Source organism: Streptomyces sp. NPDC005774, assembly GCF_042871645.1.
Taxonomy (GTDB): Bacteria; Actinomycetota; Actinomycetes; order Streptomycetales; family Streptomycetaceae; genus Streptomyces; species Streptomyces pratens.
In genome coordinates, this window is sequence record NZ_JBIAIV010000071.1 from 1 (window position 1) to 13,858 (window position 13,858).

At 69.0% G+C, this 13,858-nt stretch carries 5 protein-coding genes, 1 tRNA gene and 1 rRNA gene; 6 read left to right on the plus strand and 1 reads right to left on the minus strand.

Going from position 1 to position 13,858, the window contains the following annotated elements:
• From rrf to ACFYQA_RS35870, 3 genes are all read left to right on the plus strand, one after another.
• Positions 1 to 85: ribosomal RNA gene (gene rrf / locus ACFYQA_RS35860) — 5S ribosomal RNA — on the plus strand; the annotation flags it as partial.
• 115 nt (positions 86 to 200) lie between these two features.
• Positions 201 to 863 carry a DegT/DnrJ/EryC1/StrS family aminotransferase gene (locus ACFYQA_RS35865; protein WP_388927206.1) on the plus strand — a complete coding sequence of 221 codons (663 nt, stop codon included), beginning with the start codon at positions 201 to 203 and terminating at the stop codon, positions 861 to 863.
• Between the two features lie 102 nt (positions 864 to 965).
• Positions 966 to 1,038: transfer RNA gene (locus tag ACFYQA_RS35870), tRNA-Thr, on the plus strand.
• 76 nt (positions 1,039 to 1,114) lie between these two features.
• Here ACFYQA_RS35870 and ACFYQA_RS35875 read toward each other — a convergent pair.
• The gene (locus tag ACFYQA_RS35875; protein ID WP_388927158.1) at positions 1,115 to 3,778 is read right to left on the minus strand and encodes a SpoIIE family protein phosphatase; all 2,664 of its coding nucleotides are present in this window, start codon (positions 3,776 to 3,778) and stop codon (positions 1,115 to 1,117) included.
• 501 nt (positions 3,779 to 4,279) lie between these two features.
• On the opposite strand from ACFYQA_RS35875, the gene ACFYQA_RS35880 reads away from it, so the two are divergent.
• The 3 genes from ACFYQA_RS35880 (at position 4,280) to ACFYQA_RS35890 (ending at position 13,670) form a co-directional block, all read left to right on the plus strand.
• Positions 4,280 to 9,757, plus strand: coding sequence for a HAMP domain-containing protein (locus ACFYQA_RS35880; protein ID WP_388927161.1), 5,478 nt, complete (start codon positions 4,280 to 4,282; stop codon positions 9,755 to 9,757).
• A gap of 334 nt (positions 9,758 to 10,091) precedes the next feature.
• Positions 10,092 to 10,769: a response regulator gene (locus ACFYQA_RS35885; RefSeq protein WP_332430990.1), complete on the plus strand. Its 678-nt coding sequence runs from the start codon at positions 10,092 to 10,094 to the stop codon at positions 10,767 to 10,769.
• Between the two features lie 144 nt (positions 10,770 to 10,913).
• Positions 10,914 to 13,670 carry a DNA translocase FtsK gene (locus ACFYQA_RS35890; protein ID WP_388927164.1) on the plus strand — a complete coding sequence of 919 codons (2,757 nt, stop codon included), beginning with the start codon at positions 10,914 to 10,916 and terminating at the stop codon, positions 13,668 to 13,670.
• Positions 13,671 to 13,858 lie beyond the last annotated feature (188 nt).

Here is a 13,858-nt window from a genome sequence, read left to right on the forward strand (position 1 = left end):
TTACATTCCGAACCCGGAAGCTAAGCCTTATTGCGCCGATGGTACTGCAGGGGGGACCCTGTGGGAGAGTAGGACGCCGCCGAACAATTCTTGAAAAGGGTTGGACCCCGAACTTCGGTTCGGGGTCCAACCCTTTTTTGTTCTGCGTCACTTGAAGTTCACATTGTGCGACGAGCATCGTTCCCATGGGTACTGCTGCACTGCTCAGGGCCGCCGGTGTCGGAGTCGGTGACGAGGTGGTCGTGTCCGCCTTCGGAAACGTGGAAGTTGCCGAAGCCGTCACTCTTGCAGGTGCGTTGCCGGTGTTCGCCGAGATAGACCCGGCGACCTACTGCCTCGCGCCGGCCGCTGTGGAAGCGGCCATAACCCCACGCACCGCGGCCGTCGTCGCCGTGCATCGCTTCGGCAGGCACGCCGACATCGCGCGGTTGCACGCTCTCGGACAGCGACACGGTCTGCTCGTGCTGGAGCGCGGGGAGTCCGAGGCTCCGTACGACGAGGTCGCCCGGCGCAGGGAACGGGCCGCCTACCTCGACACGAGACTGCGGGGTGTGTGGACGCCCGACGGAGGCGACGGCCACACCTACCAGCAGTACGTCGTGCGGATCCCCGGAAACGGGCGGCCCGACCGGGACGCCTTCGCGCAAGCCGTGCGGGCCAAGGGAGTCGAGTGCAGGGTGCCGGTGAAGACGCCTGTGCACCGACTGCCGGAGTTCCGGCGGTGCGTGTCCCTGCCCGAGACCGAACGGGCTGCCGACGAGACGCTCGCCCTGCCCGTGGACGCTTCGTTGACCAAGCGGGACATGCAGCGCGTCGCATCGGCCTGCAACGCGCTGGGCGGACTGCTGCAGCCGGCTGTGTGAACCGGGGGGCGAGGACCGGTCGAGGACCAGTGGTTGGGAGAACAGGGCTGCTCAGGGTATGATCTACTCCGTTGCCGGGCGGGAAACCGCAGACAGCAACAGGCCCCTATAGCTCAGTCGGTAGAGCGTCTCCATGGTAAGGAGAAGGTCAACGGTTCGATTCCGTTTGGGGGCTCCGAACAGATAAGGCCCCGCCCTCCCGGGCGGGGCCTTTCTCATGCCCGGATCTGCCGGGGCAGGTCCGACCCAGCTCACTCCTGATGAAGTTCCGGGACGCGCATGGCGAGGATCGCCATGTCGTCGGAGGGGGCGTCGGAGGCGAAGCGTTCCACTGCGCGCATGATGCGGGCGGCGACCGCGCCGGCGGTCAGGCCCGTACAGGTCGTCAGGACGTCGGCGAGGCCGTCGTCGCCGAGCATGCGCGGGCCCTCACGACGCTCGGTGACACCGTCGGTGACACACAGCAGGACGTCGCCCGGATCGAGCGTGACCGTCTGTTCGTACAGCTCCAGGTCCTCCAGGACGCCGAGGAGGGGCTGGGGATCGGCTGCCGGTTCGACGGTGCCGTCCTGGCGCAGACGCAGCGGCAGCGGGTGGCCGGCGCACACCACCTTCAGGTCCGCGCTGCCGTCCTCCCGCGGGCGCAGCTCGCCGTAGAGCAGGGTGAGGAAGCGGCTGCGGGCGCCCTCGTCGAGGATGGCGGAGTTCAGGCGCTCGAGGACCGCGGGGCCGCTGAGGCCCTCGCGAGCCAGCAGCCTCAGGGCGTGCCGGGCCAGGCCGGTGACCGCCGCGGCGTTCGGGCCCGTACCGCAGACGTCGCCGATGGCGAAGCCGTAGGCACCGTCGCTGATCGGGAACAGGTCGTAGAAGTCGCCGCCGACCTCGTTGCCCTCGCCGGCCGCGCGGTAGATGACCTCGACCTCGACGCCGTTGATCTCGGGGAGTTCCGGAGGCAGGAGGCTGCGCTGGAGGGCCTGACTGATGGCCGTGCGCTCGGAGTAGAGGCGGGCGTTGTCCAGGGCCAGGGCTGCCCTGCGGGAAAGGTCCTCGGCGAGTTCCAGGATCTCCTGGCGGAAGTGTTCGTCGGTCGGCTTGCCGAGCGTCAGCATGCCGATGACGCGGTTACGGGCGACCAACGGGAGGACCACCGTCTCGCCGCCGACCGCGGAGGCCGTGGTGAGGGTGGGACCGATACCGGAGGTGACCTGGCCACTCGGGCCGCTGGACAGGCCCAGGCTGCGCATGGACGAGCGCAGGGCCGCCTGATGGGCCACCTCGCCGGGCACCGACCAGACGCGGGCGCCGGGGGCGGGAACCGGGTCGGGCGGGGCGATCTTCGAAAGCAGGGACTTGATGCCGTCGATGAGCTCCTCGTCCTCGTGCAGCACGTAGGAGAGGTACGGCTCGGATGCCTGGTCGGCGATCGTGTAGACGGCGCACCAGGTAGCCAGGGTGGGGACGGTCATCTGGGCCATGAGGGCCAGGGTCTGGTCGCGGTCCAGGGTGCCGGCCAGCAGGTCGGACGCCTCGACGAGGAAACTCAGCGAGCCCCGGCGCAGTCGCTCCAGCTCGCCCAGGCGGGCCGACTCGACGGCCAGGGCGATGCGGTCGGCGGCGAACTGGAGGCGCAGCGCCTCCTCGTTGGAGTACCGGCCGGCTCCCTCTGCGGCGACGCCGAGGGAGCCCGTGAGGCGGCCCTCGACCTTGAGCGGGACCGTGACGACCGAGCGCATACCGGTGCCGTTGAGGAGCGGGACCGCGCCGGGCAGGGCGGAGAGGTCGTCGTGGACGGCCGGCATGCGGGCGGAGCCGTAGCGGCCGGAGCCGGCCTCCACGGGGACGCGGGCGAAGCGCTGACGGGTGGAGGGCAGGCCGGTGGAGGCACGTACCTCGAGTTCCGTCTCGTCGTCGGTGGCGAGGAGCAGGAAGGCGGAGTCACCGTCGAGCATGTCGCGGGCGCGTTCCACCGTGCGCTGGAGGAGGCCGTCGAGGTCGTCCGGGGCGGGTGAGCCGATGAACACCTCGAAGGGGTCGGTGCTCTGGCTCTCGGAGGAGCCGGCCGAGTCGGCGGAGGGGCCTCGCAACGGGGTCTGCAGGACCGCCCGTTCGTGGTCCCTGACGAGGAGGCACACGGTTGACGGATCGCCGTCCGTGTCGCGGACGCGGAGGTGTGAGGCATAGACGGGGACCACCCGGCCGCTGGTGGCTCTTATGCCGTAGCTGCCTTCCCAGCGGGAGAGTTGGAGCGCCTCCGCGATGCCGGTGCCGGTGCCGGGGGTGTGCGGCCAGGCGGCGAGGTCGGTGAGCGGCTTGCCGATGACCTGGTCGGTCGTGTAGCCGAAGAGTTCCTCTGCGTCCTCGTTCCAGGAGGAGATCGCGCCGATCCGGTCGATCTGCACGACGGCGACGCGGACCCGGGCGTCGGCGATCGGGAGGAGTTCGGACGGCAGCGCCGGCCCGGCCGAGCGGGCTCCCACCGGGCGGTCGGGGACGTCGAGTTGGAACCAGACGGTCTTGTAGGTGGGGCTGTACTCCACGCCCCAGCGGTCGGCCAGGGCCGCGCAGAGCTGGAGGCCGCGTCCGCCCTCGCGGTCGGGGCTGCCCATAGTGGCGGCCGAGCCCTGGAGCGGTACTTCGCGCTCCGGATACCGGTCGGCCACCTCGATCCGTACGCCGTCGTCGCTGCGCAGGCACAGGAGGTCGGCGGAGGTACCGGCGTGGACCACGGCGTTGGTGACGAGCTCACTGGTGAGGACCACGGCGTCGTCGATGATGTCGGCGAACCCCCACCCCTGGAGGCTGTCGCGGACGAAGGAGCGGGCACTCGCGACCGAGCGCCCGGCGGGCTCGAAGCTGGCGGCCGCGCGCGCGGTGATCACAGAACTCCCCATGTGTCGGCGGCCCCGCCCCTCCATGCCCGATTCCCCGGCTCGCTCAGTACAGGGTAGTCGGCCAGAGGATCGGTGTTCGGGGGTATCCCCCTGCATCCCTCGGAGAGATACCCCTGAACACCGACGCGACGCTTCTCGCGTCACAGGTCGGCTGATGAACTTCGGAAAATTCGAGAAGCTGCCGAACTGTTGTGACTCCGCTCGACCCGAAGGTCCGCTTCTCGCTGGATCCGAATCCGGCAAATCCGGTGAATCCGGCGAAGGGCAAGCCCTGCCCGGCTGCTCAACGAGGAGCGACGTTGTGAGTTACGGTCATAGGTCGGCATGCTGGAACACTGGGCAGGCTTCCTGTAAACGTCGGGGGCGGGGCGAGTGCCCGCCGCCCACGGTGGGCAGCAGCCCGGGAAACGGTCCGGCACACGGGTCGCGTCGGGCGGCAGTATGGGAAAGCGGCATCAACCGGACCGCCGAGCGTGGTGGCATCCAAGAACAGCGGTAACGGTCGACCCCTGCGGGAGGGACACAGTGGAGTCTGGCGCAGCGACGCGGGGCACGGACACGCGCGCGAAGGGCGGACGGTCCCTGAGTGGGCAGGGCAGGGCGCGGGGCGGGACCACCGAGGTGGACTCGGCGGCCCTGAACCGTTTGATGGTGGCCCTGGTGGCGATGCGGGACGGGAATTTCCGCAAGCGGCTCACGGTGTCCGGCGACGGCGTGATGGCGGAGATCGCGGCGGTTTTCAACGAGGTGGCCGACCGCAATCTCCATCTGACGGGTGAGCTGGCGCGGGTGCGGCGCACGGTGGGGCGTGAGGGGAAACTCACCGAGCGCCTGGAGACGGGTGCCTGTGAGGGCTCCTGGGCCACCGCGATCGACAACTCGAACGCGCTGGTGGACGATCTGGTGCGGCCCGTCTCCGAGGTCAGCCGGGTGCTGTCGGCGGTGGCCGACGGTGATCTGTCACCGCGGATGGAGCTGCGGGCACAGATGGGCGACGGGCAGGGGCAGCCGCTGCGCGGCGAGTTCCTGAAGGTCGGGCGTACCGTCAACAATCTGGTCGACCAGTTGTCGACCTTCACCGACGAGGTCACGCGTGTGGCCAGCGAGGTCGGTACTGAGGGCAAGTTGGGTGGTCAAGCCCGGGTGCGGGGCATGTCCGGTTCGTGGAAGGGCCTCACGGACTCGGTCAACACCATGGCGGAGCGGCTGACGGCGCAGGTGCGCGATATCGCGCTGGTGACGACGGCGGTCGCCCGGGGAGATCTGTCCCGCAAGGTCACCGTGCATGTCGAAGGCGAGATGCTGGAGCTGAAGAACACCGTCAACACGATGGTCGACCAGCTCTCGGCGTTCTCCTCCGAGGTGACCCGCGTCGCGCGCGAGGTGGGCACCGAGGGTGCGCTGGGCGGGCAGGCGCAGGTGTCCGGCGTGGACGGCGTGTGGAAGGAACTCACCGACTCCGTCAACACCATGGCCGGGAACCTGACGGCCCAGGTGCGTGGGATCGCGGAGGTGACGACCGCGGTCGCCAATGGTGACCTGTCGCGGAAGGTGACCGTTCCGGCACGTGGCGAGGTCGCACAGCTGGCCGAGACGATCAACCAGATGACCGAGACGCTGAAGATCTTCGCGGACGAGGTCACCCGCGTCGCCAACGAGGTCGGCGCCGAGGGACAGCTGGGCGGCCAGGCGAACGTGCCCGGTGCCGCCGGTACCTGGAAGGACCTGACGGACTCCGTCAACACGGTGTTCCGGAACCTGACCACGCAGGTGCGGGACATCGCCGCGGTGACGACGGCGGTGGCCAACGGCGACCTGTCGCAGAAGGTCACCGTCGACGTGGCCGGCGAGATGCTGGAGCTGAAGAACACCGTCAACACGATGGTCGACCAGTTGTCCGCCTTCGGCGCCGAGGTCACACGCGTGGCGCGCGAGATCGGTGTCGAGGGCGAGTTGGGCGGTCAGGCGCAGGTGCCGGGGGCGGCGGGGACCTGGAAGGACCTCACCGACTCCGTCAACACCGCGTTCCGCAACCTCACCGGTCAGGTGAGGAACATCGCCCAGGTGACGACGGCGGTGGCCAACGGCGACCTGTCGCAGAAGGTCACCGTCGACGTGTCCGGCGAGATGCTCCAGCTGAAGATCACCGTGAACACGATGGTGGACCAGCTGTCGAGCTTCGCCGATCAGGTCACGCGTATGGCCCGGGACGTGGGCACGGAGGGTCGGCTGGGCGGTCAGGCCAGGGTGGACGGCGTATCGGGCACCTGGAAGGAACTCACCGACTCCGTCAACTCGATGGCGGGCAATCTGACGTCGCAGGTGCGCAACATCGCCCAGGTCACGACGGCGGTCGCCCAGGGCGACCTGTCGCAGAAGATCGACGTCGACGCGCGCGGGGAGATCCTCGAGCTGAAGAACACCATCAACACGATGGTGGACCAGCTGTCGTCGTTCGCCGATCAGGTCACGCGGGTGGCCCGTGAGGTGGGTACGGAGGGCCGGCTGGGCGGCCAGGCTCAGGTGCCCGGCGTCGCCGGCGTGTGGCGCGACCTCACCGACTCGGTGAACGGCATGGCCGGCAACCTCACCGCGCAGGTGCGCAACATCGCCCAGGTGGCGACCGCGGTGGCCCGGGGTGACCTGTCGCAGAAGATCACCGTGGACGCGCGCGGGGAGATCCTCGAGCTGAAGAACACCCTGAACACGATGGTGGACCAGCTGTCGTCGTTCGCCGAGGAAGTCACGCGGGTGGCCCGCGAGGTGGGTACGGAGGGGATTCTCGGCGGTCAGGCCGAGGTGCAGGGCGTCTCCGGCACCTGGAAGGACCTCACCCAGTCGGTGAACGGCATGGCGAACAACCTGACCCTCCAGGTCCGCAACATCGCCGAGGTCACCACCGCGGTCGCCAAGGGCGATCTGTCGAAGAAGATCACCGTCGACGCCAAGGGTGAGATCCTCGAACTCGTCACCACCGTCAACACGATGGTGGACCAGCTCTCGGCGTTCGCCGAGCAGGTGACCCGGGTGGCCCGCGAGGTGGGCACCGAGGGCATCCTGGGCGGCCAGGCACACGTGCCCGGGGTCACGGGCATCTGGAAGGACCTGAGCGACAACGTCAACCTGATGGCCAAGAACCTGACCACGCAGGTGCGGAACATCTCCCAGGTGTCCGCCGCGGTCGCCAACGGTGACCTGACGCGGGAGGTCACCATCGAGGCGCGCGGTGAGCTGGCGCAGTTCGCCGACACCATCAACATCATGGTGAAGACGCTGAGGGCGTTCGCCGAGCAGGTCACCAAGGTGGCCCGCGAGGTGGGCACGGACGGCATCCTCGGCGGGCAGGCGCACGTACCGGGTGTGGCCGGTACGTGGAAGGACCTCACCGAGTCCGTGAACCGGATGGCGTCCAACCTGACCGGTCAGGTGCGCAACATCGCCATGGTGACCACGGCCATCGCCAAGGGCGACCTGACGCAGAAGATCGACATCGACGCGCGCGGCGAGATCCTCGAGCTGAAGAACACCCTGAACACGATGGTGGACCAGCTGTCGTCGTTCGCCGAGGAAGTCACGCGGGTGGCCCGCGAGGTGGGCACGGAGGGCCAGCTCGGCGGGCAGGCACGCGTGCGTGACGTCGACGGCACCTGGCGGGACCTGACCGAGTCCGTGAACGAGATGGCGGGGAACCTGACCAGGCAGGTGCGTGCCATCGCACGCGTGACGACCGCGGTGACCCGGGGAGACCTGAACCTGAAGATCGAGGTGGACGCTTCGGGGGAGATCAAGGAACTCCAGGACTCCACCAACAAGATGATCACCAACCTGCGCGACACCACGATCGCCAACAAGGAGCAGGACTGGTTGAAGGGCAACCTGGCCCGCATCTCCGCGCTGATGCAGGGCCGCCGGGTCCTGGAGGACGTGGCCTCGCTGATCATGAGCGAGCTGACGCCGGTGGTCTCCGCACAGCACGGGGCGTTCTTCCTCTCGATGCCCCTGGTCGACGGGGAGGACGTGAGCGCCACCGACGACGACCAGTACGAGCTGCGCATGCTCGGGTCGTACGGCTACTCACTGGGCTCGATGCCGACGTCGTTCCGTCCCGGTGAGGGACTCATCGGGACGGCCGCCCTGGAGAAGCGCACCATCCTGGTGGCGAACGCGCCCAGCGGCTACCTGAAGATCTCCTCGGGGCTGGGGGAGGCACCGCCCGCCCAGGTGATCGTGCTTCCGGTGCTGTTCGAGGGGACCGTGCTGGGCGTCATCGAACTGGCCTCGTTCACCCCGTTCACGCACATCCAGAAGGACTTCCTCAACCAGATCGCCGAGATGATCGCGACCAGCGTCAACACCATCTCGGTGAACACCAAGACGGAGTTGCTGCTGACGCAGTCGCAGGAGCTGACCGAGCAACTCCGTGAGCGCTCGGCGGAGTTGGAGCAGCGGCAGAAGGCGCTTCAGGCGTCCAATGCCGAACTGGAGGAGAAGGCCGAGCTGTTGGCCCGCCAGAACCGTGACATCGAGGTCAAGAACACCGAGATCGAGGAGGCGCGGCAGGTCCTGGAGGAGCGTGCCGAGCAACTCGCGGTCTCCATGCGCTACAAGAGCGAGTTCCTGGCCAACATGTCGCACGAGCTGCGCACCCCGCTCAACTCGCTGTTGATCCTGGCCAAGTTGCTCGCCGACAACCCCGAGGGGAATCTCTCCCCGAAGCAGGTCGAGTTCGCCGAGACCATCCACGGCGCCGGCTCCGACCTGCTGCAGCTGATCAACGACATCCTCGACCTGTCGAAGGTCGAGGCGGGCAAGATGGACGTCTCCCCGACGCGCATCGCGCTCGTCCAGCTCGTGGACTACGTGGAGGCCACCTTCCGTCCGTTGACCGCGGAGAAGGGCCTGGACCTGTCGGTGCGGGTCTCCCCGGAGCTGCAGGCCACGCTGCACACCGACGAGCAGCGGCTGCTGCAGGTGCTGCGCAACCTGTTGTCCAACGCGGTGAAGTTCACCGACTCCGGGTCCGTCGAGCTGGTCATCCGGCCGGCCCGCGACGATATTCCGCAGGCCATCAGGGAGCAGCTGCTGGAGGCCGGTTCGCTGACCGACCCGGACGCCGACCTGATCGCGTTCTCGGTGTCCGACACGGGCATCGGGATCGCCGCCAGCAAGATGCGGGTGATCTTCGAGGCGTTCAAGCAGGCGGACGGCACGACCAGCCGCAAGTACGGCGGCACGGGGCTCGGGCTGTCCATCTCCAGGGAGATCGCCCAACTGCTCGGCGGTGAGATCCACGCGCAGAGCGAGCCGGGCCGAGGTTCGACGTTCACGTTGTATCTCCCGCTGCATCCGAGCGAGTTGCCGCCGCACGGCTACCCGCAGTCCATGCCGGCCCTGGAGAGCGGCGGCACTGCCGCGTCGGCCGATTCCTCCGGTGCGGCGATGGAGACACCGGCCGGGGCGGCGCCGTACCGGGAGCACCAGAACGGTCCGGCCGCTCTGTTCCGGCGGCGTCGCAGGTCGCTGCCCGAGCTGGAGCAGCGGCCCGCGCCGCAGCAGCCGGAGCAGTGGCTGGGCACGCCGGCCACGGAGCAGGATCCGGCGCCCCGGTCGCAGCGCGGTATCCGGTTCGGCGGGCAGAAGGTGCTGATCGTCGACGACGACATCCGCAACGTGTTCGCGCTGACCAGCGTCCTCGAACAGCACGGTCTGTCCGTGCTGTACGCGGAGAACGGCCGCGAGGGCATCGAGGTGCTGGAGCAGCACGACGATGTGGCGGTCGTCCTGATGGACATCATGATGCCCGAGATGGATGGATACGCGACGACGACGGCGATCCGTCGGATGCCGCAGTTCGCGGGGCTCCCGATCATCGCGCTCACCGCGAAGGCGATGAAGGGCGACCGGGAGAAGGCGATCGAGTCGGGAGCCTCCGACTACGTGACGAAGCCGGTCGACCCCGATCACCTGCTGTCGGTGATGCAGCAGTGGATGCGGGGGGTGTGACCGGGGCGCCCCGGGAGAGGGGGCGTGAGGGTGGTGCCCCGGGGCGTGCGATGGTGGAGGAGGGCTTCGCCGTTCACGTGGAGCTGCTGACGCGGTGTGTGTGAAGCCGTGTAGAGGTACGGGATTCGGGGAACCTTCTGGTCTCGCTCCGCGTTTCTGCTACGTGCACGGTGACATCACGGTGACAGGGTGTGGCGGTGAGCGGGGTGCGGCTACGATGACCGGCACAAGGACGGGCGGCGCAAGGGTGCCGTCCCCTGGGACGGCACCCACCGGTGTCCACCCAGGACCTGCGGACAGGGGAGGCCCCAAGCCGGGGCGAGGAGGGCGGGCCATGGTCCAGAAGGCCAAGATCCTCCTGGTCGACGACCGGCCGGAGAATCTGCTGGCGCTGGAGGCGATCCTCTCGGCGCTCGATCAGACGCTGGTACGGGCATCGTCCGGGGAAGAAGCACTCAAGGCGCTGCTCACGGACGACTTCGCGGTCATCCTGCTGGACGTCCAGATGCCGGGCATGGACGGCTTCGAGACCGCGGCGCACATCAAGCGGCGGGAGCGGACGCGGGACATCCCGATCATCTTTCTCACCGCCATCAACCACGGCCCGCACCACACGTTCCGCGGGTACGCGGCGGGTGCGGTCGACTACATCTCCAAGCCGTTCGACCCGTGGGTGCTGCGCGCGAAGGTCTCGGTGTTCGTCGATCTGTACATGAAGAACTGCCAGCTGAGGGAGCAGGCGGCGCTGCTGCGGCTCCAGTTGGAGGGCGACGAGAAGGACGCCGGGGAGCAGAAGGAATCCGCCGGACTGCTGGCCGAGCTCTCCGCGCGGCTCGCGGCCGTCGAGGAACAGGCCGAGGCCCTGTCCAAGCAGCTCAACGACGAATCGACCGACGCGGCCGCGGTGGCCACGGCGGCCCATCTGGAGCGCAAGCTCACGGGGTTGCGGCGGGCGCTGGACGCACTGGAACCGGGCACGGGCGGCCCCTCACCGGTGCCGTCGCAGAACTGACCGACGACGTACGGGCCTTGCGGCTCGTCCGGCACGGGTTCGGGCCGAACCCGCGTCAGTTCGACGCCTCCGCGGCAGCGACACGAACGGGTGAAGCGGCTGGCACGCGTGTCCACCGGCGTCTCCACCGGTAACCTCACCCCCATGGCCTCACGTCCCTCCGCAGCCAAGAAGCCACCCGCGAAGAAGGCGGCTGCTTCCGCGAAGGCTCCGGCGAAGAAGGCCGTTGCCAGGAAGCCGCCCGCGAAGAAGGCTCCGGCCAGGAAGGCCGCGGCGAAGAAGCCCGCGCCCCAACCGGCTCCCAGCCCGACCAGCGGCGTCTACCGGCTCGTGCGCGCCCTGTGGCTGGGCCTGGCGCATGCCGTCGGAGCGGTCTTCCGGGGCATAGGGCAGGGCGCCAGGAACCTCGACCCCGCCCACCGCAAGGACGGCCTCGCGCTGCTCCTGCTCGGCATCGGACTCATCGTCGCCGCGGGTACCTGGGCCGACCTCAAGGGGCCTGTCGGCGACCTCGTGAAGATCCTGGTCACCGGCGCGTTCGGCCGGCTCGACCTGCTGGTGCCGATCCTGGTCGCGGTCGTCGCGGTGCGCTTCATCCGGCACCCGGAGAAGCCGGAGGCCAACGGCCGCATCGTGATCGGCCTGTCCGCGCTCCTCATCGGTGTGCTCGGCCAGATCCACATCGCCTGCGGCTCGCCCGCCCGCAGCGACGGCACGCACGCCATAAGGGACGCCGGAGGCCTCATCGGCTGGGGCGCGGCCACGCCGCTGTCGTACACCATGACCGATGTGCTCGCCGTGCCCCTGCTGGTACTGCTCACCGTCTTCGGACTGCTGGTCGTGACGGCCACCCCGGTCAACGCCATTCCGCAGCGGCTGCGGCTGCTCGGCATCAAGCTGGGACTCGTCCACGACCGTGAGCCGGAGGAGTTCGGCGAGGACGACGAACGCTACGACGAGCAGTGGCGCGAGGCGCTGCCCGCGAGCCGCCGGGGACGCGGACGGGCGCCCCAGGAGCACGACCCCGACCTCGCGGAGCAGCAGGCGCTCTCCCGTCGCCGTGGCCGACCGCGCAGATCCGCGGTGCCCCAGCCCGACATGAACCGGCCGATGGACGCCGTGGACGTGGCCGCCGCGGCCGCCGCCGCCCTCGACGGCGCCGTCCTGCACGGAATGCCTCCCTCACCGATCGTCGCCGACCTGACCCAGGGCGTGCGCGCGGGCGACCGCGAGCCGACCACCCCGACACCGGTGCCGGCCGCCCGCCCCCAGCAGGACAAGCCGAGGCCGGGCGTCAGGCAGCACGCGCCGAAGCGGGGCGGGCAGGACCGGGAGCGGGCGAACTCCGGCGTCCTGGACCTCACCAAAACCCCGTCCGAGCCCCGCGACCTCCCCCCGCGCGCGGAACAGCTCCAGTTGTCCGGCGACATCACCTACTCCCTGCCGGCCCTCGACCTCCTCACGCGCGGCGGCCCCGGCAAGTCGCGCAGCGCCGCCAACGACGCCGTCGTCGACTCGCTCACCACCGTCTTCACCGAGTTCAAGGTCGACGCCCGCGTCACCGGCTTCACACGCGGGCCCACGGTCACCCGCTACGAGGTGGAACTCGGCCCGGCCGTGAAGGTCGAGCGGATCACCGCGCTGACGAAGAACATCGCGTACGCCGTCGCCAGCGCCGACGTACGCATCATCAGCCCCATCCCCGGCAAGTCCGCGGTCGGCATCGAGATCCCCAACACCGACCGGGAGATGGTCAACCTCGGTGACGTACTGCGGCTCGCGGAGTCCGCCGAGGACGACGACCCGATGCTGGTCGCCTTCGGAAAGGACGTCGAGGGCGGCTACGTCATGCACTCGCTGGCGAAGATGCCGCACATGCTGGTCGCCGGCGCCACCGGCTCCGGCAAGTCGTCCTGCATCAACTGCCTGATCACGTCGATCATGATGCGGGCGACTCCGGAGGACGTCCGGATGATCCTGGTCGACCCCAAGCGTGTGGAGCTCACCGCCTACGAGGGCATCCCGCACCTGATCACGCCGATCATCACCAACCCCAAGCGGGCCGCGGAGGCACTCCAGTGGGTCGTCCGGGAGATGGACCTTCGCTACGACGACCTGGCCGCCTACGGGTACCGGCACATCGACGACTTCAACCGCGCGGTGCGCGAGGGCAGGGCCAAGCCGCCCGAGGGCAGCGAGCGGGAACTCCAGCCGTACCCGTACCTGCTGGTGATCGTCGACGAGCTGGCCGACCTGATGATGGTCGCCCCGCGGGACGTCGAGGACTCCATCGTGCGGATCACGCAGCTCGCGCGGGCAGCCGGCATCCACCTGGTGCTCGCCACACAGCGGCCCTCGGTCGACGTCGTCACCGGCCTGATCAAGGCGAACGTGCCCTCCCGGCTCGCGTTCGCCACCTCCTCTCTCGCGGACTCGCGGGTCATCCTCGACCAGCCCGGCGCCGAGAAGCTGATCGGCAAGGGAGACGGCCTCTTCCTGCCGATGGGGGCGAACAAACCGACCCGTATGCAGGGCGCGTTCGTGACCGAGGAGGAGGTCGCCGTCGTCGTCCAGCACTGCAAGGACCAGATGACGCCCGTCTTCCGGGACGACGTCGTCGTCGGGACCAAGCAGAAGAAGGAGATCGACGAGGACATCGGCGACGACCTCGACCTGCTGTGCCAGGCGGTCGAACTGGTCGTCTCCACCCAGTTCGGTTCGACGTCCATGCTCCAGCGCAAGCTGCGCGTGGGCTTCGCGAAGGCGGGCCGGCTCATGGACCTCATGGAGTCCCGGAACATCGTCGGACCGAGCGAGGGTTCGAAGGCTCGTGACGTTCTGGTGAAGGCTGACGAACTGGATGGCGTGCTCGCCGTGATCCGGGGGGAGTCTGAAGGGTAGGCAGTGGAGACACGGTCGTCGCTCCGGCACACCCAGGTGGCCGATCGTGACCCACCCGTAAGGGATCAGCGCGCAACCGTTTCCCCCGGTCGCACGTCAAGGTGAGGGAAACGGTAAGCAGCAGTGCCATCATCGGTATGTCGGGCCATTCCGATGGCGTACAAAGTCCGACCGTCCGGTTGCCCCAC

Coding starts and splice junctions, on each gene's coding strand:
- ACFYQA_RS35875 (WP_388927158.1), bottom strand. CDS start 3,778: ATGGAGGGGCGGGGCCGCCGACACATGGGGAGTTCTGTGATCACCGCG.
- ACFYQA_RS35885 (WP_332430990.1), top strand. CDS start 10,092: ATGGTCCAGAAGGCCAAGATCCTCCTGGTCGACGACCGGCCGGAGAAT.
- ACFYQA_RS35890 (WP_388927164.1), top strand. CDS start 10,914: ATGGCCTCACGTCCCTCCGCAGCCAAGAAGCCACCCGCGAAGAAGGCG.